Origin of the sequence: Loktanella sp. PT4BL, assembly GCF_003201935.1 — a bacterium.
Taxonomy (GTDB): Bacteria; Pseudomonadota; Alphaproteobacteria; order Rhodobacterales; family Rhodobacteraceae; genus Yoonia.
This window is the reverse complement of the sequence record NZ_QJJL01000001.1, coordinates 536,977-559,204: the sequence shown is the minus strand read 5'-3', so window position 1 is coordinate 559,204 and position 22,228 is coordinate 536,977. Positions and strand designations below refer to the sequence as shown.

Here is a 22,228-nt window from a genome sequence, read left to right as displayed (position 1 = left end):
CCCCGTTCTTGAGGAAATAACGCACTAGCTGACAAAATCCCCTAGCGCCAAACCCTTCAATATCTCATCTGCAGCCATTGCTTTCTTGCCTGCTCTCTGGGCCTCGGTCACTTCGATCGCCCCGCTCCCGCAGGCAATCCGAAATCCGCCAAGCACCTGTCCGGGTACACCCTCACCGTCAGCAAGCCGCGCACCGAGCAGTTTGATACGTTCACCTTCCACTTCGTACCATGCGCCCGGAAAGGGGGATAATCCGCGGATCAGCCGGTCAATTTGCGCTGCGGGTTGTGTCCAGTCTACCCGTGCCTCTGTCTTGTCGATCTTCGCAGCATAGGTCACGCCTGCTTCCGGCTGGGCCTGCGGGGTCAACTGATCCAGCTGCGCGAGCGCCTGAACAATCAGCGCCGCACCCATTTGCGACAGCCTGTCATGCAGCGCACCGGTGGTTTCCTCGACACCGATCGCAGTTTCGTCACGCAGCAAGACGGGGCCAGTATCAAGACCTGCTTCCATTTGCATAATGCAAACGCCCGTCTTGGCATCACCTGCCATAATCGCACGATGAATAGGCGCAGCCCCCCGCCAACGCGGCAAAAGCGAGGCGTGGATGTTCAGGCACCCTGCCTTGGGCGCGTCCAAAATCACCTGCGGCAAGATCAAACCATAGGCCACGACCACAGCAATATCTGCATCCAGTGCAGCAAAATCGGCCTGCTCGGCTGCACCCTTCAATGACACAGGGTGGCGCACCTCCAGCCCCAAAGCCTCGGCGCGCAACTGAACAGGTGAGGGGCGGTCCTTTTTGCCCCGCCCCGCCGGACGCGGAGGCTGGCAGTAGACAGCCGCAATCTCGTGACCCGCATCAACAAGTGCATCCAGAACCGGCACCGAGAAATCGGGTGTACCCATAAAAATTATACGCATGACCACCGTCTTTCCATGTCCAGTCAAACTTCCGCGCGGCGCGCATCCCGACATCAGCGCCGCTGCAATTTCGCTGCTTTCTTTATCAGCATATCCCGTTTCACCCGGGTCAGGTGGTCAAAGAACATCTTACCCGCCAAGTGGTCAATCTGATGCTGTACAGACGTCGCCCAAAGACCGACAAAGTCCTGTTCTTCCCATGCGCCGTCTTTATTCATAAACCGCACCGTCACGGCGCGCGGTCGCGTCACTTTGGCCCAAACACCAGGCAGGTTGGGTGACCCTTCTTCATGCACGCGCGGTTCGATACTACTGTGCAAGACCGAAGGATTGGCCATGCGGATCGCCTGACCCCGTCCTTCAGAGGCATCTACGACAGCCAAAGCCATATCAATGCCCAACTGGGGCGCCGCCAAGCCCACACCCGGCATATTGTCCATGGCAATGATCATTTCATCCCAGATCGCGCGCACCTCGTCGGTGATGTCCGCCACAGGTGTCGCGGGGTTACGCAGTGCCGGATGCGGCCAAATGACAAAAGGACGATGTGTCATTGCAGCACGCCCGTTTCTGTAACCAATAGGCCGTTCAGATGGTCAAGCTCATGACAAATGCAAATCGCCTGCACACCTTCAAACCGTCCGTGATGCGCCACGCCATCCAGATCCTGCCAACGTAATTCCACCCAAAGCGGACGACTGACATCAAAACTTTTACCGGGGATCGAAAGGCAAGCCTCGGTCCCGACGGCCTTATCTTCGGACTGATTTGCGATTTCCGGATTAATGAAGATCATTGGCGACGGGTCTGCATCTTTCCAATCTGTATCGACGACAAAGACCCGTGTGCTGACACCCACCTGCGGCGCGGCCAATCCGCGACCGGGAGCGGCATACATCGTCTCGAACATATCGCGCACCAGCGTGGCCAGTTGATCATCGAACTGCTGCACAGGTACCGCCGTTTCCAACAAAACCGGATCACCCTCAAATCGCAGCTCAAGCACCGCCACGCGTCAGCCCCGCGCCATTTCGCGTTTCAGTTTCTGCATCTTGCGCGTGATCATTTGCCGTTTCAGCGGACGCAGATAATCAATGAATAATTTACCATCCAGATGGTCGATCTCATGCTGCACACAGGTCGCCCAGAGCCCGTCAAACCGCTCGCGTCTTGACTTGCCATCAAGACCCATCCACGACACTTCAACCTCAGCAGGGCGCTCGACCTCTGCGTATTGCTCGGGGATCGACAGACAGCCCTCCTCATAGACGTTGCGCGCGTCCGACGTCCAAACCACTTCCGGGTTGATCAACACCATCGGCTCTGGCGTTGCATCATCCTCTTTGGCGCAATCCATGACCAACATCCGGTCCATGACCGCGACCTGCGGCGCGGCAAGCCCGATACCGGGCGCGTCATACATTGTTTCCAGCATGTCATCGGCGAGACGACGCAATTCGTCGTTCACCGAAGTCACAGGTGTAGCGACCTTTTTCAGGCGCGGATCGGGATGGATAAGAATTTTTTTCAGTGCCATGGCGGTGATCTAATGCGTCGCGCCGCCCATCGCAAGCACAGCACGAATTTTGGCTTGCACCCCGTTTCGCAACACCGCAATTTGCCGTTGAAAATTCAGGAGCAGCCCATGTCATTCAACACGCCCGTCGACCGTCGCGGAACCAACAGTACCAAGTGGGACCTGATGGAAAGGCTTTATGGCGTTTCGCCAAAGGACGGGCTGGCAATGTGGACGGCAGATTCGGACTATGCCACAGCGCCTTGTGTGATAGAGGCGCTGAAGGCGGCCGCTGAACATGGCGTCTTTGGCTATACATTCGCAGATGACGCCTACTTCAGTGCGATCCAGTGGTGGATGCAAACCCGTCATGGCTGGTCCATCGACAAAGACTGGATTCTGACGACCCAGGGGCTCGGCAACGCGATTGCGCTCTGCCTTGACGTCTGGACAGAACCGGGTGACGCCGCCGTCATCTTCAGCCCCGTGTATCACGAATTCGCACATAAGGTGAATAAAGCCGGCAGGGTCGTTACCGAATGCCCGCTGGTCCGTCAGGGCGATACCTATATGCTGGATCTGGACGATGCCCAAGCGCGGCTGACCGGGCGCGAAAAAATGCTGATCTGGTGTTCACCACAAAACCCCTCGGGGCGCGTTTGGACAGCAGATGAACTGCGCGCGGTCTCTGCCTTTGCACGCAAAAACGGGCTGCTGCTTGTCAGTGACGAGATCCATCATGATCTTGTCTACGCTGGACATTGCTTTGTGCCCACGGCTGTCGCAGCGCCGGACGACACAGACAATACCATCTATCTGACTGCGGCATCGAAAACGTTCAACATTGCGGGTCAGCGGACAGGCAATATGATCATTCCTGATCCAACATTGCGTAGTGCCATGCAAAAGCGCCTTGCGATGCTCGACTACAACCCTTCCGCACTTGGCGTGGCCATGATCACCGCCGCATATTCTGTGGAAGGTGCGGCATGGGCAGACGCGCAGATCGACCATTTGCAAAAAAACCGCGAGATTTTCGACGCAGGTATCAATGCAATCCCCGGGGTCTGGTCGATGCCGCTGCAATCTACCTATTTGGGGTGGGTCAGTTTCGAAGACACCGGCATGAGCCATGAAGAGGTCTCAGCGCGTATCAGGGACACAGCCAAAATCGCCGTGTCCCAAGGGCCCACTTTCGGTGCTGGCGGTGAAAGCTTCATGCGCTTCAACCTTGCCACGCAAACGGCCATTGTCGAAGAGGCAGTCCGCAGGATGCAGGCCGCTTTCGCAGACCTGCAGTAGCGTTAACGCCCGATCAAACCGGCCGGAACAAAATCCGGGCGCACAAAATCGGCGGCAGGGCCGGAGGCAACGGGGGTGGCCCATTTGAACTCGAACACCCTTTCGTTCTCTTCATCGACAGAAGACACGACAAGACAGGTGTAAAGGTGCTTTGGTCCGTCATAGATATCGACATGCCCGCGCAACCGCTCGGACCCTTCAAGATCCAAGGCAAAGCCACCATCCCAGAACCTGCGGATCCGGTAACTTTGGTCGCCATCCTGCACCGACAAACGATCTTTGCGCTTCAATGCAGCTTTGCGCGCCTCTTCCAGACCCTGACGAACCGCATCAGGCAAAAACGTAAACATAACATGTCCCTCCAGACATGTCAGAAGATGACCCCAGAAAGTTAAAATTCAAATGACAAAATCCGCCGCAGTGCAGAAAGGCCTTAATTTCAGGCTTTCACACGTGGTCGCAACACATGCGGCTTGGCCGCATCATAGAGCGCAGAGTCCGGAAACCCGTGCGAATCGGACAAGGCGGGCCCCACAAGAATCAGCGCGGTCCGTGTGATCTTGGCTGCACGCACCTTTTCGCGCACATCCGTCAACGTGCCACGAATGATCATCTGATCAGGCCAACCCACGCGGTAAATCACTGCAACCGGACAATCCTCGCCATAAAACGGGACCAGTTGCCGCTCGATTTCGCGCAAGGCCCGAATACCCAGATGGATCGCCAGCGTCGCACCGGTCCGCGCAAAATTCTCAAGCGTCTCACCTGCCGGCATGCCTGTCGATTTCATCGACATGCGGGTCAGGATGATGGATTGCGCCACTTCCGGCACGGTCAATTCCGTGCCCAGAGCAGCGGCGGCCGCAGCATAAGCAGGCACACCAGGGATAATCTGATAGTCGATACCGTCCGCCTTCAGGCGACGGATCTGCTCGGCAATCGCACCATAAAGCGACGGATCACCCGAATGCACACGCGCGACATTCTGGCCCTTGGCATGCGCTTGCAAGATCACGCCGTGGGTATCATCCAAAGTCATAGGCGCGGTATCCATCACCAAGGCATCGTCGGGCGCACAGGCGACCACTTCGGCAGGCACCAAAGAACCTGCATAAAGACAGACGGGGCATTCCCCGATGATCCGTGCCGCTTTCAGCGTCAGCAACTCCGGATCGCCCGGTCCTGCACCAATAAAAAATACGGTCATTGCAAGACCCTCATCTTTCCATGTCCAATCAAACTTCCGCGCGGCGCGCATCGGGACGGCGGGTGGGGCGCATTTGGCGCCAGCCAAAAAGCGTCATCCCGCCAGATCCCCGTCAATCTTGCGCGCATATCCGCGCGGCGTATACATCCGTGGCCCTTCGCCAAGAGCCGCCAGCTTTGAATGCGACGAGCCCACCAAAACAACCGTCAACATATCCACCTCATCCACCTGCAACTCATCCAAACGGCGATAGCGCACATGTTCCTCCGGCCGCCCCAAGGACGAGGCCAACATCACCGGCGTTTCAGGCGGGCGGTGCTGCAAAAGGATCTCGCGTGCCTCCGCCAAAAGCGTCCGACGGCGCATCGACACCGGATTGTAGAACGCGATCACAAAATCGCCCATCGCTGCGGCTTTCAGCCGCTTCACAATATCTTCGCGCGGTGTCAGCAAATCGGACAGCGATATCGCACAGAAGTCATGGCCCAAAGGTGCACCGGCGCGCGCTGCCGCCCCTTGCAACGCACTCACACCGGGCGAGCAAACAACCTCGACACGGCGCGCCGCATCCGACACCCCCATCTGGTCGGGTCCGCGATCCAACAGTTCGAACACAAGTGCCGCCATCGCATAAATGCCAGCGTCACCCGAACAGACCAGCGCCACGTTCTTGCCCTGCCCTGCCTGTTCCAGCGCATAGCGGCAGCGATCCTCTTCCCCACCCAACGGAAAATCCGACCGCGCCTTGCCCACGGCCAAGGGCCCCAGCAAATCAATATAAAGCCCGTAGCCCACAAGCTCTTCGGCCTCAGACACCAATCGCGATACCTCGGGCGTGCGCCATGCTGCCTGACCGGGTCCGATGCCGACGACGGACAAGCGACCCCGCGCACGGCCCGCCAGTTCCACCACAGGCTCCGGCGTCACAACAAGCGCACAGGTCGCATTCGCTGTCTTGCGCTTGGTCACCAGAAATTCGCCCTGCGCACCGGCCTGCGCCAGTGCGGCGGCCTCGGCCACGCCATGCGTGCCGACTTCGGCAAACACAACGTCGGACGGATGCGCCAGACGCGGCGTTTCCGCCTCCAGTGCTTCGGCCTCAAACAGCCGCATCGGCACACCCAGATCATTTGCCAAAGCAATAATCGCAGGCTCATCGCCTTTCAGCGTGATCGTATTGACCGAATGCACAGCCTCGTGCGCAATCCCCGCCTCTTGCAGGACATCCCTGACCAAGTCCGCCAATTCCGCAGGCGGGCAATTACGCGCACAACCCACACCCAAAGCCACCCGCTGTGGGGCGAACTGCAAATGGTCTTCCCCCAGATCATCCTGATGCGCCATCGTACAAGACAAGCGCAACCCGTCACCCTTTGGCAAATCGGCAAGCCACGGCGCGTCGCCCGTCACCTGCGCACCACCACCGGCCAGCAACCCCGCCATCGCGGCCTTGGCATCGCCACGGTTCACCAAACGCCAGCCCGCAGGTGGCTCATCCAGTGCAATCCCGAGGGCCACATCACCCGCGGTTGTCACCGCTGATACGGCGTTCAGCGCCTGCGCAATCGACGCCGACAGCCTGTTGGCACCCCGATGCCCGCCCAAAAGCGGCACAACAACAGCCCCGTCATCGGACACGGAAATCACCGGCGGTTCGGTCGTCTTATCCGCCAGAAGCGGGGCGACCGCCCGGATCAGAATACCCGAGGCACAAACCCCCACAATCGGCACACCCGCCGCAAACAGATCGCGCGCATGATCCAGTGCATTGGCAAAGAAAGCATCCGCTTGATCAACGCGGCCCTCGCGCCCATGGACCTGGGCACCAAGCACAGCGGCGACCTTGTGGGCTGTCGGCTCACCAGAGCGCGAAAGCGCCAATACGACGGGTTTTACAGCCACGGATCGGCCCCTTTTGTCAGCAAAATCATTGAAAAATACGGTGCCTTTTCCGGCGCATCCGCCAGCGGCAAAACCACCTCTTCCGGCAGCGTTGCACGCTCCACATAAACCGCACCTTCGGTCAGGCCGAGGGCATCAATCACACCCTTGATCTTGGCCAGATGCCGCCCGACCTTCATGATCACAACGCTTTCCGCACCTTCGATACGCGCGCGCAGTTCGTCCTCTGGCAAAGGTCCGGGCAGCACTGTCAAACGCTCGTTCCTCGCCGCCAGTGGCATTCGCGCACGCGCGGCACAGGCAGTAACCGAGGTCACGCCAGGCACAATCTCAACGCGGTACCTTTCTGCAAGTCGGGCAAAGAGATACATGAAAGACCCGTAAAAGAACGGATCGCCTTCACACAGGCACACAACATCACGCCCCGCATCAAGGGCCGCCGCAATCTCTGCCGCTCCCTTGTCATAGGCGGCCTGTGCTGGGGCACGTTCCACCGACATGGGCACATCCATGACGATCTCTTGTGCATCAGGCGCGATCAAATCCGCAGCAATCGCCCGTGCGAAACTCGCAGCCCCTGCAAGTGTGGGATAGGCCACGACGTCTGCACCCTCAATCAGCCGCGCGGCGCGCAGTGTCATCAAATCAGGCGCACCCGGCCCGACCCCCACACCATACAAAATCCCTGTCATCGCTTCACAAGGCTCCACTGGGTGACCGGCATCGACGGACGCCAGCCCGTCAGACGGCCCACAGGCTCTGCGCGGTGGACCTGCAGTTTCACCAGATCACCGCCATGATCTTTGTGCAGCGCAATCAGCTCTGCCTCGCTTTCCAGCGTCACGGCATTGGCCACCAACCGGCCCAAGGGACGCAAAGCCGCCCAAGCCGCATTAAAGGTCTCGCGGCTCAGACCGCCGCCGATAAAAATAGCGTCCGGTGCGTCCAGCCCAATCAGCGCCGCGGGCACGGACCCTTCCACCAAAACCAATTTCGGCACGCCCAGCGCCAGCGCATTGGCGGCAGCCATGGCGCGCCGGTCCGCACGCGGTTCAATCCCGATCGCACGGGCATAGCGTGCAGCGCGCATCCATTCGATTGCCACCGATCCACAGCCTGTGCCGATGTCCCACAAGAGCGCCCCGCGCATCGGCATCAGCTTGGCGACCGTGGCGGCGCGCACCTCCTGCTTGGTCATCGTGCCGTCAGACAGGAACAGATCATCCGCCAGCCCCGGCACACGCGGCAGGAGCGCTGCATCAGGTGCCGCGACACATTCAACAGCAAGCGTATTGAACGCGGGCACGGTGTGACCCCAACTTTCGGCCAACCCGTCAAAGCGGGCCTCATCCTTGCCACCCATCGCGGCAAGCACCGTCATGCGGGATTTGCCAAAGCCGCGCTCGGTCAGGAAACGGGCGATCTGGGCGGGGGTTTCGGCCCCTGTCGTCAGCACCAGCAATTGCGCATCAGGCTGGATAAAGGCGATCATCTGCTCGACCGGACGACCATGCACCGTGAGCGTCTCAACATCCGGCAGGGACCAGCCCATGCGCGCCGCCGCCAACTGAAAGGCAGAAAGCTGCGGGTGGTATACGATCTCGGCCGGATTTATCGCACGTCCGATCCGCGCGCCCACCGAAAACCAGAGCGGATCACCGGTCGCAAGGATCACAACACGCCTGCCGCGCAGGTTTTCAATCGTCGAAATCAGCGCATCAAAGGGGTGCGGCCATGCCAGACGCTCTGCAGTAACCGTTTCCGTCAGCGTATGGTGCCGGTCACCGCCAATGATCACCTCGGCGGCCTCGACCACGGCGCGGGTTGCAGGGACAAGCCCCTCCATCCCGTCTTCGCCAATCCCCACGATATGAAGCCAGGGATCAGTCATCGCTTGGCGCCCTCTGGCGGCGGCTTCGCGCGGAGGGCCCGCAGGGGCTGACAAGCGCATGGTTATACATCTTCCGGTAGCCCCGCTGCCAAAGCATTTACTGCTGCCGAAGCCATCGCGGAACCACCGCGCCGCCCGCGCAGGACGACATAGTCACAACCGCGCGGGTTTGCGGCCAGCTCTGCTTTGCTTTCAGCGGCACCGACGAAACCCACCGGAAAACCAAGGATAACCGCAGGTTTCGGCCAGCCAGCATCAAGCAGCTCAAGCAAATGGAAAAGCGCCGTCGGCGCGTTACCGATAGCGACCACTGCACCCGCGATGCGGTCGCGCCACAGCTCCACCGCAGCAGCAGAGCGTGTATTCCCGATATGCTGCGCCAAACCCAGCACCGCGGGATCGTTCAGCGTGACGATCACCTCATTGTTTGCGGGCAGGTAGCGGCGGATGATCCCCGCACCCACCATTTCGCAATCGCAGAGCACCGGCGCACCAGCGGCAAGCGCTGCGCGCCCGGCATCCGCAGCATCTTGCGAAAAAGCCAGCCGGTCCGCGACCTCGATCATACCACAGGCATGGATCAGCCGCGTGATCAGTGGCTGCATCGCAGGCGCGAACCTCTCAAGCCGCGCCTCATCGCGGACCGTTGCAAAGCTTTGCGCGTAGATCGCGGAAGGGTCTTTTTCGTAGGGGCGCAAATTGCTGTCTTTCGCTTGCCGTGAACCTTAGGTCCTGGCTTTGGATTTGCGCGCGCTTTCGGGACCATGCGGATGCTTCGCATGAGGATAAGGCGCATGGTGGTGATCATGTTCGTGATGGTGGTGGTGATCGTGGTCATGATCGTGATCGTGGTCGTGATGATGGTGGTGGTGATCATGTTGATGATCCGCAGCCACAAGGCGGCACATACCGGTGCAGAAGGTGTCACACAGGCTGCAATCGGCCACGTTCGATCCGGGCGCGCTGGCACCTTGGCCTTCGACATGATGGTGGTGGCTTTCCTGCACGGCCCCGACCTCGCCCTCGAAGCCCAGAACAGCGGTGCGGTATTTGCACATCACACAGGTGGACGGCGGCACAGCGCCAAAGGCAGGGTGCGCGCGGTCCTCGGCGCTGATTTTGTGGCTTTTGCCCTCTTCGAGCGCCAGCACCTGGCTGCGATAGCCGCAGATGCCGCAGTTGGGCGGCGGCGTCGCACTGACCTGTTCCATGATCCGTTCAGCAAAAGTCTCCAGCACCTTGGGGTGATCACCCAGATATCCCGCTTTGACAAACTGGATGCCGGGGTGTTCGGCCGCCACCTGATCTGTGAAGCCGTAAATCCGGTCGATCAGGATGCCCGAAAAGAGGAAATACGGAAACACAATGACGCGCTTGTAAGGCAGGCGCGCCACATGTTGCAGGCAGGGTTCGACCAATGGGAAAGTCACGCCGGAATAGCCCACTTCGCACCAGCCAAAGCCCAAACCCTCTTGCAGCATCCGCGCGATCTTGGCCACATTCCCGTTGGCATCAGGATCTGATGCACCGCGCCCGATCACAACAAGACAGGTTTCGGTCAGGGGCAGCGCGCCATGGTCCGCGTTGGCTTGATCAACAGCGTCCTGAATACGGCCTGCAGCGGCCGCGATCATCTTGGGATCAACGCCCAATTCGCGCCCGTATTGCACCGCGATCCCGTGTTTGGCTGCATAAGTATTCAGAACCGTGGGAATATCGTTCTTGGCATGCATCGCGGCAAAGAGCATGCCCGGCACGGCCAAGATGCGCGCGCACCCGGCCTCGCGCAGCTTGTCCAGACCGTCACGGATCACAGGGTTGGCAAATTCCAGATAGCCATACTCGGTCATCCAGTCATCCGGCAGATATGCGGGCAGTTTGTCCGCCAGGGTCGCGAACTCGTCAACGGCGGATTGACTGCGCGATCCGTGGCCGCAGATCATGACGCCGGTTTTCATGCGCTTTCCTCTTCCAGCTCTTCCAGCTCTTCGTCCTCTGGCTCTGCGTCTTCTTTCTTCTTTTTCAACTCACCCCAAAGGGCCACCAGACCTGCCAGCGCAATAGCCGCACCTGCAACCCAATGACCATGACCCGCGACCTCGGCCCAGTGACCCGGATGCGCAAAAGCCGATGTTCCGGCAAAAAGAAAGAAAAGTATCAGCAGTCCCCGCATGGGCATCCTCCGTTTCTGTCATCACAAGAGGCCCCGACAGGCGGGTCTTGACGATGTGATGTCCGGCTCCCGTTTTGGGTCAACCGTTCCATCCCCAACCTCTCTGGCCGCAGCGCGGCTTCGTCGGCATCTGTATAGACAGTGCGTCACGCAGGAGCAAACGCTTAAGCGACGCAATCATGCCTTGTGGCGGCAGGCCACAACACCCTCCTGTGCACTCATGCACCAAGCATGCGCCCTGACGGACCTTTGTTTTATGGCGCAGGCGGGCTAGGTCGAGGCTCAACAACGAAAGGATGATAAGATGGGTCAGCTTGTAGATGGCGTTTGGCATGACGTCTGGTACGATACCAAGAAATCCGGTGGCGCATTCGAGCGCAAGGAAGCTCAGTTTCGCAACTGGATCACAGCAGACGGATCAGCGGGCCCTTCCGGCGAGGGCGGCTTTGCAGCACAAAGCGGTCGCTATCACCTCTATGTGTCATACGCCTGCCCCTGGGCGCATCGCACGCTGGTCTTTCGGCAGTTGAAGGACCTGACCGACCATATCAGCATTTCTGCTGTGCATCCTGACATGCTTTCTGATGGCTGGACCTTCGAAACCGATGAGGACGGCGCCACAGGAGATACGCTTTATGGCGTGCCCTTCGCACGCGATATCTATCTCAAGGCGCTGCCCGATATGAACGGCCGCGTCACCGTCCCCATTCTGTGGGATAAAGAACGCGAAACGATTGTCTCCAACGAAAGCTCAGAGATTATCCGGATGCTGAATTCTGCTTTTGACCACATCACGGGCAATACCGATGATTACTGGCCGGAAGAACTGCGCGACGCCATCGCTCCGGTCAATGACCGGATTTATGACACCTTGAACAACGGCGTCTACAAATCCGGCTTTGCGACAACGCAAGCGGCCTATGACAAAGCGGTCTATCCGCTCTTTGACACGCTCGACTGGCTCGAGGAGCGTCTTGGCGAAAACCGCTACCTGATGGGTGATCGCCTGACAGAAGCGGACTGGCGCCTCTGGACTACGCTGGTGCGGTTTGATCCGGTCTATCATTTGCATTTCAAATGCAATCGCAAGCGGATCGCGGATTATCCGAACCTTTCAGGGTTCATGCGCGAGTTGTACCAGATGCCGGTAGTAGCCGAGACCGTGAATATGGCACATATCGTGCGGCATTATCACTATAGTCACGACACGATTAACCCGCACCGTATTCTGCCAATCAATCCTACACTGGATTACGACGCGCCGCATGATCGAGGGCAGTAGTGCCATAGTGGTGGACGATCGCCGCAAGGTCCTGCGGCGGCGTTGCGGTTTTGACGAAGGCGCGCGCGTTGGCGGCGTAGTTGAAGATTGACCCATCTGAAAAGAAGGTGGTGTCGGTCACAAAAACGATATTTGCGCGCGGTTGCCGAAAACGGACCAGATCGGCGACCGCCAATGCACTGCCCTCGGCAGGCATCAGATCCAGTACGATCACGTCGAAAATTTCCCGGGAGATCAGGTTCAACGCCCTTGCCGCCCTTTGAACAAGGGTGACATCTACCTCAAGCCGCTCAAGATGCCGCTGCCAAACGCCTCCGAGATTTTCATTTCGTTGGACAATCAGTGCGCGCATAATTACTCCCCGTTCGAGACAGTTTTAGGAATTAAGTTGATGGTTTTTTAACCCTGGTAGGACAGCACTGTGCCCAATGTGTTAACGAAGTGTTAACGTGAAGACGGCACCTATCCTAAAAGGCAGGCTTACGCGCATTCGCTTGAAAGCGAGGCGAAAATCCGCTTGAAGAACCGCAAAAATATTGGGCCAAAAAGCATGACAACCTGGATCACGATCTGCGACACCTGCAAACAAGAGGGCTGGGACGCGGGCGACATGGCCCAAACCGACGGGGAAGTGCTGGCTGAATTGATCGAGACTGCAGCGAGCGGTATAGAAGCGGTCAAAACACGGCGCGTATCATGCTTGATGGGCTGCAAGAACGCTTGCAACGTCGCAATCCAGGGTGAAGGCAAGTTGAACTACACTTTGGGCACATTCACCCCGTCGCGCGAGGCGGCAGAAGGTATTGTCGCCTACGCTGCAGCCCACGCGGAGTCGGACACGGGGCAAGTGCCCTATCGGACATGGCCGCAGGCGGTGAAGGGCCATTTCGTCACCCGTCACCCGCCATTGCCAAAAGAATGATAGAGAAGCGCGATCATGGGGGCGGCATCGATGCCGCCATTGCGGCCTACGGTGGTGACCGTGCCGGCTGGCTGGATCTTTCAACGGGCATCAATCCGGTGCCATATCCCATGCCTGCCCTCCCGCATGACGCATGGACAGCACTGCCGGACGAGGCTGCCTTCGACCGGCTTTACGCGCTCGCGCGGCGCTTCTGGAACGTTCCCGAGGATGCCGCAATCCTCGGTGCGGCTGGCGCCTCAGCCATTATTGCAGCGCTGCCCCGTGTCATTCCGACAGGCGCGGTCTGTATCCCCGGCCCCACGTATAACGAACATGGCGCAGCTTTTGCCGCAGCAGGGTGGCGTTTGGGTCAAGACCCAAGCCACGCTTTGGTCGCGGTACACCCCAACAATCCCGACGGACACATCTGGCAGGCCAGCGATCTGGATGCCGCTTATACGATCATTGACGAGAGTTTCTGCGACATCATACCCGATCAGTCGCTGATCCATCTGGCAGCACGCCCCGGCACGGTTGTAGTCAAGAGCTTCGGCAAGTTCTGGGGGCTTGCCGGTTTACGCCTTGGCTTCGCCATCGGCGATCCTGTCATCATTGCCAAACTGCGCGACCTGCTGGGACCGTGGCAGATATCCGGCCCCGCCCTCGCCATCGGCGCCGAAGCGCTCTCCGATCCTGCATGGGCTGATGAAACCCGCATCAGACTGGCAGATGACACAACACGGATGGACAGGCTGATGACACAAACGGGGGCGGCGTTGGTTGGCGGCACCTCGCTCTTCCGGCTCTACCAAGTGGATGAGGCCACAACCCTTCAAACCAGACTTGCCAGAGGCCACGTCTGGTCGCGAACATTCCCTTATGCCCCTGACTGGTTGCGCCTCGGATTGCCCGCACCAGACCGCTGGGAACAACTGGAAGCCGCACTTTGACCCTTATCCTTGGCATGATCCTTGATGCGCTTTTGGGAGAGCCGCGCTGGCTCTGGTCACGCATACCGCACCCCGCAGTCTTGATGGGGCGCGTGATCGGGTGGTGCGATGCGCGCTTCAACACAGGCGAACACAAAAAACAGTCAGGTTTCCTTACAATGCTTGCGCTCTGCGCCATGGCCGCGATGCTGGGATGGATCATCGAGAGTGTGCCAGGATCTCTGCTCGATGTGATCATCGTCGCGATTTTGCTGGCGCAACGCTCGCTTGTTGATCACGTACAAGCCGTCGCAGACGCCCTGCGCCTGTCCCTTGGCGACGCCCGCCGTAGCGTTGCGATGATCGTCGGACGCGACACGAAGGATATGGATGCCCCCAGCGTCGCCCGCTCGGCCATTGAAAGTGCCGCGGAAAACCTCTCTGACGGGGTGACCGCACCCATTTTCTGGTTTGCCGTCGCGGGCCTGCCCGGCCTGCTGATCTATAAAATCACCAATACGGCCGACAGCATGATCGGCTACCGCACCCCCCGACACGAGGATTTCGGCTGGGCTGCGGCCAGGCTTGATGACCTCCTTAACCTGATCCCTGCAAGGCTGACCGCCCTGATGATCTGGGCTGTCACATCGCGGCCCAACTTAGGCGCGATCCTGCGCGAAGCCCCGTTGCACCGCTCGCCCAATGCAGGCTGGCCCGAAGCGGCAATGGCGCATGGTCTCAATATCGCGCTCAGCGGTCCGCGCAGCTATGACGGCATCATGCAGCCATACCCCTTTGTGAATGCAGAAGGGGAACGTTCGCTGGGACCGGATGATATTGATCGCGCGGTTCAGACACTCTGGCGTACATGGGCACTGACCCTCGCACTGGCATTCATTGCCGCCCTCGCGTTGTCCTGATCGGCAATATTCCCACCTGCGCAAGGGGCTAGCCTTGCGCTGCACAACCGCACTGATACGCTGCAGGCATATTCTTGCCACGGAGATTTCAATGCGCAGCGCCATTTTCGCTCTATCCATTCTCGCAAGCACCGCCAGCGCGCAAACCTGCGGCGGTCCGGTGGGTCCCTTTTTCGAAGGTGTCAAAGCTGAAGCACGCGCGACAGGCATCCCGGCCCAAACCGTCGATGCGTTCTTCGAGGGCGCGCAACTGGATCAGGCCGTGATCAACGCCGACCGTGCGCAAGGCGTGTTCCAACGTGATTTCATCAGCTTTTCGCGAGCATTGATCAGCCAGAACCGGATCGACAACGGGCGCATCTATGGGCAAAGGCTGGACAGTACCTTCGACACAATCGAAGCACGTTTCGGCATCCCGCGCGGCGTGCTCTTGGCCTTCTGGGCTTTCGAGACCGACTACGGGCAGGTGCAGGGATCGTTCAACACCCGCAACGCGCTGCTGACACTGGCACATGATTGCCGCAGACCAGAGCTTTTCCGCCCCCAACTGATCGCTGCAATTGAACTCTACCGCCGCGGCGGCATGAACCCGGCGTCAACCACTGGGGCATGGGCCGGCGAAATCGGGCAACTCCAGAAACTGCCGCGCGAAATCATCCGCCAAGGTATGGACGGCGACGGAGACGGGATTGTCGATCTCAAAGGCTCATCGGCAGATGCGCTGATGACAGGCGCAAATGTGCTGTCATCCTTGGGCTGGCGGCCGAATGAACCCTGGCTGCAAGAGATTGTTGTCCCCGAAAACCTCGACTGGGCGCAAACCGGACTGAACCACAAGGCCAGCGTGCGCGACTGGGCCGCGCGCGGCGTGCGGGCCCGCGAAGGCGCGCTTGGGCCTGCAAACCTTCAGGCCTCGGTGCTGCTCCCTATGGGACGCGATGGCCCTGCCTTCCTCGCCTACCCGAATTTCGAGGTCTACTTCGACTGGAACAAAAGCTTCGTCTACGTCACCACGGCTGCTTATTTCGCAACACGGCTTGGCGGCGCGGCGGTCTATGATGCGGGCAACCCGACACCGGCGCTGAGCGGCCAGCAAATGCAGCAACTCCAGCAAAAGCTCACCCAGCGCGGCCATGACGTGGGCGGCATTGACGGCATCCTGGGCGCGATGACACGGGCCGCCGTGCAAGCCGAACAAATTCGCCTCGGCCTACCTGCCGACGCTTGGCCCACAATCGACCTCTTGAACCGGCTATAAAGGCACTTTTGTTATTACTGGCCCCTTAAATATCCCCGCCGGAGGCTCCGGCTCAGGCCACCATCGCCGCCGCTTTTTTCAGGTCCACCGACACAAGCTGCGACACGCCTTGTTCGCCCATGGTCACACCGAACAACCGGTCCATCCGGCTCATCGTCACCGCATGGTGGGTGATGATCAGGAAACGGGTCTCGGTGCGGCGTGTCATCTCGTCCAAGAGATCACAGAAGCGCGTGACGTTGGCGTCATCAAGCGGCGCGTCCACCTCGTCCAGCACGCAGATCGGCGCAGGGTTCGCAAGGAACACCGCAAAGATCAGCGCCAATGCTGTCAAAGTCTGCTCGCCACCCGACAACAGTGACAGCGTGCTCAGCTTCTTGCCCGGCGGTTGACACATAATCTCAAGCCCCGCCTCAAGCGGATCATCGGATTCAACCAGAACCAGTTTCGCCTCTCCGCCGCCGAACAAATGGGTGAACAGCAAACCGAAGTTCTCGTTCACCTGCTCGAAGGCTGTCAGCAACCGCTCACGGCCTTCACGGTTCAGGCTCGCAATGCCCGAGCGCAGCGCCGCAATCGCGGCCTCCAGATCGGCCTTTTCGCTGACCAAAGCGTCGTGCTCGACCTGCACCTCTTTGGCATCTTCCTCGGCCCGCAGGTTCACCGCACCCAACGCATCACGTTGCCGCTTCAGCGCATTCACCTGCCCCTCGACCATCTCGGACGCGGGCATCTGATCCACATCCATCTCAAGCGTCTCAAGAAGCTTCTGGGGCGTGACCTCCTGCGCTTCCATGATCCGCTCGGCGGCATAGGCTACAGTCTCTTTAGCTGCATCAGACCGCGCTTCTGATCGCGCGCGGGCCTCGCGGGCCTCGGAAGCCAAACGTTCGGCGTCACGCTCATGATGGCCGGCATCACGAAGGGCGCTATCAGCCTCGGCCAGCTTGTCTGCCGCGGCCTTGCGCCGTGTCTCCGCCTCATCAATCGCATCCGCCAGTTCGGCACGCTTGGCGGCAATTTCCTCTGGTGCTGCACTGGCCTCAACCAGTGACGCCTCGGATTCTTCCTTGCGCTGCGCCAGCTCCGCCGTCCGTTTGTTGGCGGTTTCCAGACGATGCTTCCAGCCGCTGATCTCTTTGGTGATCTCCTGACTGCGCTTGAGGCGCATTTCACCTTCGCGGCGCACCTCGTCATGGGAAGAGCGGCGCGACATCATCGTGATCCGCGCGGCCTCGACCGTCATCTTGATGTCTTCAACCGACGCACGTGCCGCATCCAGATCGCCCAGATCCTGCGCCGCCTTCTCGGCCTCCGCCAACGCGCGCCGCGCCGTCAGCGCCTCTTCCTCATTGCGTTTCACCGCCAACCCGAGGCTTTCCAGCTTGCCCTGTGACAGGTTGCGCTCGGCCTCGGCGCGACTGGCCGCACGGTTGGCATCTGCGACAGCTTGGTCTGCATTGCGACGGGCCTGCCGTGCGGCATGATCCGCTTCGGTCTGTTGCTTCAACAATGCAGTCAGGCTTTCATGCGCCTGTGCCGCTCCATGGGCCGTCGCAGACACCTCTTCGAGATCCCGCTTCAACTCGGTCAACCGGTTCAGCTGTTGCAATCGCAGTGCTGCTGCTGAAGGCGCATCTTCCGCACCCGCGCGGAACCCGTCCCACCGCCATAGGTCACCCTCAACCGATACCAACCGCTGACCGGGTTTCAGATCGGCCTGCAAACGCGGCCCGTCAGCTGCATCCACCAGACCGACCTGCGACATGCGCCGCGCCAAGACGGCGGGGACCGTGACATAGTTTGTAAGCGCCTTCACACCTTCCGGCAGCGTTTGCGGCGCCGCATATCCGGGCAGCAAAGCCCAGCCAGATTTGGCATCTGAAGCCACTTCCGGCGCACGCAGATCATCCGCCAATGCAGCGCCCAGCGCCTTTTCATAGCCGCCCTGCACGCGCAGCAGGTCAAGCACCTGCCCTCCCTCTGCCGTGTCGCGTTCGACAAGTTTCGCCAGCGCAGCCACCTCGGCACGCAGCGCATTCGCCTCGCCCTCGGCCTCGGAGCGCAAGGCACGCGCATCACTTTCGCGCGCCTGCGTTGCGGCCCGCGCGCTTTCCGCTTCGTTCAACGCAACATCGGCGGCCTCTGCCGCTGCAACGGCCGTTTTCTCTGCTGCACCCGCAGTGGCGAAATCGGCCTCGGCCTTCGCCAATGCCGCCTCTGCCTCTTTCATGGCCGCCTTTGCGCGCGCCGCCTCGTCTTCGTGCTTGCGCAACGTTGTGCGGTTATCATCCAGCAGGCGCTGCGCAGATTGATGACGCGCCGCAAGCCGCGCCACATCTTCGGTCAGTTGCGACAGATCGGCCTCGCGTTGTTGCAAAACACCTGCCGCTTCACGCGCTGCATCTTGTGCATCTTTCAGGCGGTCCTCATGGCCTTCGCCTGCCTTCTCAATTTCGCGCGCTTCCCATTCCAGCCGCGCGATCGTTTCGCCCGCATCCTTGTTCAGCCCGCTTTCGCGTTCCATATCGCGGGTCAGCTGATCAATGCGGCCACGCAGCGTCTCGATCATGTCCAGTGCGCGCTGTTCCTGATCCTTCAGGGTATCGCGCTGTACCTGCAATCGCTGCAACACAGCCGCCGCAATCGCCTCTTCCTCGCGCAAAGGCGGCAAGGCCTCCTCGGCACGCGCACGGGTCTTGGCGGCTTCGCGCGCAGCTTTTTCGGCTTGTGCCGCTGCGGTTGTGCGTTCGCGCAACTGTTCGGCCGCGGCCAAGAGCGCCTCATCCGCCTCTTTCCAGCGGCGGAACAGCAACATCCCCTCGGCACGGCGCAGTTTGTCACCAATCTCGCGATACCGCGCAGCCTGCTTGGCCTGCCGCGCCAATTGGCCCAACTGGGCCGCCAGCTGGTCGATCACGTCATCCACACGTGTCAGGTTTGATTCTGCCCCCTTCAGCTTCAACTCGGCTTCATGGCGACGCTGGTACAGGCCCGAAATCCCCGCCGCCTCTTCGAGAATACGGCGGCGCGACTTGGGTTTGGCGTTGATCAGTTCCGAAATCTGCCCCTGCCGCACCAAAGCCGGCGAATGGGCACCGGTCGAGGCATCGGCGAAGAGCATCTGCACATCGCGGGCGCGCACGTCCTTGGCACCCACCTTATAGGCCGATCCCGCATCACGGGTGATCCGGCGGATGATCTCAAGGTTGTCATTATCGTTAAACGCGGCAGGTGCCAGACGCTCACCGTTATCAATGACCAAGGAGACTTCCGCGAAATTGCGCGCAGGCCGCGTGGCGGCGCCTGCAAAGATCACGTCTTCCATCCCGCCGCCGCGCATCGCAGTGGGGCGGTTTTCACCCATGACCCAGCGCAGCGCCTCAAGCAAATTCGACTTGCCACAGCCGTTGGGACCCACGACACCGGTCAAACCATCCGCGATGATCAGATCGGTGGGGTCCACAAAGCTTTTAAAGCCATTCAGTCTGAGTTTGCTAAAGCGCAACGATTCTTGCCTGTATGATTCCTCGACCAGCGAAAGCATCGCCTCGCAAGACTGCACGAGTCAACGCCCCCAACCCCGCATGTGCCATGTTCCGCCATGTTATCCACAACATATTGCGGCTTTTTACAGGTTTTTGCGCGTTTCCATGCCTGCGTAGGGTACCGCGCGACCGGGTGGTCGATGAGATGCTGTCCTTGCCAATGCATCCAATTGCCTTACCTTCACGTAAGAAAATCCATATAAACCGGAAGATCGTGACCTAGGGGAAACCAATGCGCAATATCACTTTTCTTGTCGTCGGTCTGGCGGCGGGCACGTTTGTAGGCACAGTGCTCAATGGCAGTGACTTGATCGCGAGTAGTGCGCACAGCGGGCACCAAATGGGTTCCGCGCCATATGATACGCTCAGCGACGATCGCAAGAATATCTGGCCCGCCGATCTGCCAGCGCCGACTGTCGCACTTGATCTGCAGCCCGATCCTGCCTCTGGACATAACCTCTTTGTCACCCTCGACGGCTTTGAGATGACACCCGAAGATGTCAACAAGGCGGTTGAGCCAGGAACAGGCCACGGGCACCTCTTTATCAACGGGGAAAACGTGGGTCGCCTATACGCACCGATGCGCCATTTGGTGAACCTGCCCAAGGGCGAAGTGACCGTTCACATGTATCTGGGCGGCAATGATCACAAGGTCTGGGTCGTGGATGGAGAACCTTTGTTCGTCGAAGAGACATTTGTGATCGAATAGCCCTCTTGCAACTCGTGCGAGGTAACGCAAGAAAGGGGTCCGTCACACGCGTTATGGAATGGACCCCGATATGCCCGCCAAGATACCAGCCACAGTTGTCACAGGTTTCCTCGGAGCCGGCAAAACGACCCTGATCCGCCACATGCTGCAAAACGCACAGGGCAAGCGGATCGCGCTGATCATCAACGAGTTTGGCGATCTTGGCGTCGATGGTGATATCCTCAAGGGCTGTGGCGATGAGGTCTGTTCCGAGGATGATATCGTTGAGCTGTCCAATGGTTGTATCTGCTGCACCGTGGCCGATGATTTCATTCCCACCATGGAAGCTTTGCTCGCGCGGGAAAACAAACCAGATCACATCGTGATCGAAACCTCCGGCCTTGCCCTGCCACAACCGCTTGTGCGCGCGTTCAATTGGCCCGGCATTTCGACGAAAGTCACCGTGGATGGCGTTGTGACCGTTGTGGATGGCCGCGCCGTCCACGACGGCCAGTTTGCCCATAACGTCGCCGCCGTGGATGCCCAGCGCGCGCTGGACGAAAACCTTGATCACGAAACACCCCTGTCGGAACTCTTTGAAGATCAGGTCGCCTGCGCCGATATGATCGTAGTGAACAAGATCGACCTGCTGGACCCAGCCGAGGCTGATGCGCTGACCGCGCAGCTGAAATCAGAGGCGCGTGACGGCGTACAGGTCATCAAAGCCTCGATGGGCGCTTTGCCTGTTGATGTGCTCTTGGGGCAAGGGATCGGGGCCGAGGCCGATCTGGCTGCGCGCCATGAAATCCATCACCATCACCACCATGACGACGAAGAAGACGATCACGATCACGATCACGCGCATGAGCACGGCCACGATGAATTCGAAAGCTTCATCGTCAGCCGCGGCGAAATCGCCGATCCAAGCGCCTTTGCAGCACAAGTTGCCGATGTGATCCGCGCCAACAACATTCTGCGCCTGAAGGGCTTTGTCGCTGTCGCAGGCAAACCCATGCGCCTGACCTTGCAGGCCGTGGGCCCCCGTGTGGACACCTATTTCGACCAACCCTTTGGTACCGCCCTGCGCGAAACGCGGCTCGTCGTGATCGGCGAAGCTGGCCTCGACCGAGCCACGATCACCGCCGCCCTGCAAGCATGATCATCGTTGCGCGAACAGACCCCCACCATCCACAGGCCACCGCTTTGCTCAAGCAAAGCCACGCCTTGATGCAAAGCCTGTTCCCACCCGAGGACAACTTTTACCTCGATATCGACGATCTGGTAGCCCCCAACATCCACTTCTACACCGCACGGATGGGCGATGATATTCTGGGCACAGGCGCTCTGATGGTGAAAGCGGACTACGGCGAGGTCAAATCCATGTTCGTGTCCGAAACCGCGCGGGGCAAAGGCATCGCCGCCGCATTGCTCCGCCAGATCGAAGACACCGCCCGCGACGAGGGCCTGCGCATGCTCAAACTCGAAACAGGCAACGTTCTAAAGGCCGCGCACAGGCTCTACGCGCGGCATGGTTTTGTTGAATGCAGTGTCTTCGGCGATTACGCCAGCGCCAAAAGCTCGATCTTCATGGAGAAAGCGCTGTGACCTCAGCCTTTCTTCTTCTCTGCCGCCGCCTTTTTCATGCGCGCCAGCAAAGCGGCCTTGTCTTCGCGTGCACCAAAGGGCTTTTTGCCCGATCCATGTGCATTATGCTCTTCGTGCTTGGGGGCTTTCTTGCCCATTTTCGGCGCTCCTGCGGCTTTGTAATCCATGATCTCTCTTTC

Annotated in this window: 24 protein-coding genes; 9 read left to right on the top strand and 15 right to left on the bottom strand. The window is 59.7% G+C overall.

The genetic code is table 11. From position 1 onward, the window contains the following. Nucleotides 1–24 precede the first annotated feature (24 nt). Genes fmt through def (C7964_RS02690) form a run of 4 tightly spaced genes read right to left on the bottom strand, consistent with a single transcriptional unit; the run spans nucleotide 25 to nucleotide 2,461 of the window. A complete protein-coding gene (fmt, locus tag C7964_RS02705; protein WP_110278131.1) occupies nucleotides 25–924 on the bottom strand; it encodes a methionyl-tRNA formyltransferase in 900 nt (299 codons plus the stop codon). A gap of 53 nt (nucleotides 925–977) precedes the next feature. Beyond that, a complete protein-coding gene (def, locus tag C7964_RS02700; RefSeq protein ID WP_110278130.1) occupies nucleotides 978–1,478 on the bottom strand; it encodes a peptide deformylase in 501 nt (166 codons plus the stop codon). Then, a complete protein-coding gene (gene def, locus C7964_RS02695; RefSeq protein ID WP_110278129.1) occupies nucleotides 1,475–1,936 on the bottom strand; it encodes a peptide deformylase in 462 nt (153 codons plus the stop codon). The genes def (C7964_RS02700) and def (C7964_RS02695) overlap by 4 nt, the downstream gene beginning before the upstream one ends. Before the next feature lie 3 nt (nucleotides 1,937–1,939). Further along, nucleotides 1,940–2,461, bottom strand: coding sequence for a peptide deformylase (gene def, locus C7964_RS02690; protein ID WP_110278128.1), 522 nt, complete (start codon nucleotides 2,459–2,461; stop codon nucleotides 1,940–1,942). A gap of 108 nt (nucleotides 2,462–2,569) precedes the next feature. On the opposite strand from def (C7964_RS02690), the gene C7964_RS02685 reads away from it, so the two are divergent. Beyond that, a complete protein-coding gene (locus C7964_RS02685; RefSeq protein ID WP_110278127.1) occupies nucleotides 2,570–3,742 on the top strand; it encodes a MalY/PatB family protein in 1,173 nt (390 codons plus the stop codon). A 2-nt stretch (nucleotides 3,743–3,744) separates the two neighbouring features. On the opposite strand, the gene C7964_RS02680 is transcribed toward C7964_RS02685, so the two are convergent. From C7964_RS02680 to C7964_RS02645, 8 genes are all read right to left on the bottom strand, one after another. Then, nucleotides 3,745–4,092 carry a hypothetical protein gene (locus tag C7964_RS02680; RefSeq protein WP_110278126.1) on the bottom strand — a complete coding sequence of 116 codons (348 nt, stop codon included), beginning with the start codon at nucleotides 4,090–4,092 and terminating at the stop codon, nucleotides 3,745–3,747. Nucleotides 4,093–4,181: 89 nt separating this feature from the next. Then, nucleotides 4,182–4,949 carry a precorrin-4 C(11)-methyltransferase gene (cobM, locus tag C7964_RS02675; protein WP_110278538.1) on the bottom strand — a complete coding sequence of 256 codons (768 nt, stop codon included), beginning with the start codon at nucleotides 4,947–4,949 and terminating at the stop codon, nucleotides 4,182–4,184. 93 nt (nucleotides 4,950–5,042) lie between these two features. Next, a complete protein-coding gene (gene cobJ / locus C7964_RS02670) occupies nucleotides 5,043–6,851 on the bottom strand; it encodes a precorrin-3B C(17)-methyltransferase (RefSeq protein ID WP_110278125.1) in 1,809 nt (602 codons plus the stop codon). Further along, complete coding sequence (gene cobI, locus C7964_RS02665; protein ID WP_110278124.1) at nucleotides 6,842–7,543, bottom strand: precorrin-2 C(20)-methyltransferase; 702 nt, start codon at nucleotides 7,541–7,543, stop codon at nucleotides 6,842–6,844. The genes cobJ and cobI overlap by 10 nt, the downstream gene beginning before the upstream one ends. Next, on the bottom strand, nucleotides 7,540–8,742 hold the full coding sequence (cbiE, locus tag C7964_RS02660) for a precorrin-6y C5,15-methyltransferase (decarboxylating) subunit CbiE (RefSeq protein ID WP_110278537.1): 1,203 nt from the start codon (nucleotides 8,740–8,742) through the stop codon (nucleotides 7,540–7,542). The genes cobI and cbiE overlap by 4 nt, the downstream gene beginning before the upstream one ends. 62 nt (nucleotides 8,743–8,804) lie before the next feature. Continuing rightward, nucleotides 8,805–9,440, bottom strand: coding sequence for a precorrin-8X methylmutase (locus C7964_RS02655; protein ID WP_110278123.1), 636 nt, complete (start codon nucleotides 9,438–9,440; stop codon nucleotides 8,805–8,807). A gap of 27 nt (nucleotides 9,441–9,467) precedes the next feature. Next, entirely contained in the window at nucleotides 9,468–10,700 is a 1,233-nt protein-coding gene (locus C7964_RS02650) for a sirohydrochlorin chelatase (RefSeq protein WP_110278122.1), read from the bottom strand. Continuing rightward, nucleotides 10,697–10,915 (bottom strand): DUF6732 family protein, encoded by a 219-nt coding sequence (locus C7964_RS02645; protein ID WP_110278121.1) that lies wholly within the window; start codon nucleotides 10,913–10,915, stop codon nucleotides 10,697–10,699. The genes C7964_RS02650 and C7964_RS02645 overlap by 4 nt, the downstream gene beginning before the upstream one ends. A gap of 304 nt (nucleotides 10,916–11,219) precedes the next feature. Here C7964_RS02645 and C7964_RS02640 point away from each other — a divergent pair, with 304 nt between their 5' ends. Further along, entirely contained in the window at nucleotides 11,220–12,197 is a 978-nt protein-coding gene (locus C7964_RS02640; protein WP_110278120.1) for a glutathione S-transferase family protein, read from the top strand. Here the strand turns inward: C7964_RS02640 and C7964_RS02635 are convergent. Beyond that, entirely contained in the window at nucleotides 12,157–12,549 is a 393-nt protein-coding gene (locus C7964_RS02635; protein WP_110278119.1) for a response regulator, read from the bottom strand. The two genes, C7964_RS02640 and C7964_RS02635, sit on opposite strands and share 41 nt — an antisense overlap. A gap of 198 nt (nucleotides 12,550–12,747) precedes the next feature. Between C7964_RS02635 and C7964_RS02630 the strand changes: the two genes are divergently transcribed. From C7964_RS02630 to C7964_RS02615, 4 genes are all read left to right on the top strand, one after another. Then, the gene (locus C7964_RS02630; protein WP_110278536.1) at nucleotides 12,748–13,119 is read left to right on the top strand and encodes a DUF1636 family protein; all 372 of its coding nucleotides are present in this window, start codon (nucleotides 12,748–12,750) and stop codon (nucleotides 13,117–13,119) included. After that, entirely contained in the window at nucleotides 13,116–14,051 is a 936-nt protein-coding gene (locus C7964_RS02625) for a threonine-phosphate decarboxylase (RefSeq protein ID WP_110278118.1), read from the top strand. Before C7964_RS02630 ends, C7964_RS02625 begins: the two co-directional genes overlap by 4 nt. Further along, nucleotides 14,048–14,950, top strand: a complete 903-nt coding sequence (cbiB, locus tag C7964_RS02620; RefSeq protein WP_110278117.1) for an adenosylcobinamide-phosphate synthase CbiB — start codon at nucleotides 14,048–14,050, stop codon at nucleotides 14,948–14,950. The genes C7964_RS02625 and cbiB overlap by 4 nt, the downstream gene beginning before the upstream one ends. 91 nt (nucleotides 14,951–15,041) lie before the next feature. Beyond that, nucleotides 15,042–16,208, top strand: coding sequence for a lytic murein transglycosylase (locus C7964_RS02615; RefSeq protein ID WP_110278116.1), 1,167 nt, complete (start codon nucleotides 15,042–15,044; stop codon nucleotides 16,206–16,208). 52 nt (nucleotides 16,209–16,260) lie between these two features. Here the strand turns inward: C7964_RS02615 and smc are convergent, their stop codons facing one another. Further along, on the bottom strand, nucleotides 16,261–19,716 hold the full coding sequence (gene smc / locus C7964_RS02610) for a chromosome segregation protein SMC (protein ID WP_110278535.1): 3,456 nt from the start codon (nucleotides 19,714–19,716) through the stop codon (nucleotides 16,261–16,263). Between the two features lie 272 nt (nucleotides 19,717–19,988). On the opposite strand from smc, the gene C7964_RS02605 reads away from it, so the two are divergent. The 3 genes from C7964_RS02605 (at nucleotide 19,989) to C7964_RS02595 (ending at nucleotide 22,049) form a co-directional block, all read left to right on the top strand. After that, nucleotides 19,989–20,465 (top strand): hypothetical protein, encoded by a 477-nt coding sequence (locus tag C7964_RS02605; protein ID WP_110278115.1) that lies wholly within the window; start codon nucleotides 19,989–19,991, stop codon nucleotides 20,463–20,465. Nucleotides 20,466–20,535: 70 nt separating this feature from the next. Further along, a complete protein-coding gene (gene cobW / locus C7964_RS02600) occupies nucleotides 20,536–21,603 on the top strand; it encodes a cobalamin biosynthesis protein CobW (protein WP_110278534.1) in 1,068 nt (355 codons plus the stop codon). Next, a complete protein-coding gene (locus C7964_RS02595; protein ID WP_110278114.1) occupies nucleotides 21,600–22,049 on the top strand; it encodes a GNAT family N-acetyltransferase in 450 nt (149 codons plus the stop codon). Before cobW ends, C7964_RS02595 begins: the two co-directional genes overlap by 4 nt. Nucleotides 22,050–22,051: 2 nt before the next feature. Here the strand turns inward: C7964_RS02595 and C7964_RS19865 are convergent, their stop codons facing one another. Beyond that, nucleotides 22,052–22,216: a hypothetical protein gene (locus C7964_RS19865; RefSeq protein ID WP_055295866.1), complete on the bottom strand. Its 165-nt coding sequence runs from the start codon at nucleotides 22,214–22,216 to the stop codon at nucleotides 22,052–22,054. Nucleotides 22,217–22,228 lie beyond the last annotated feature (12 nt).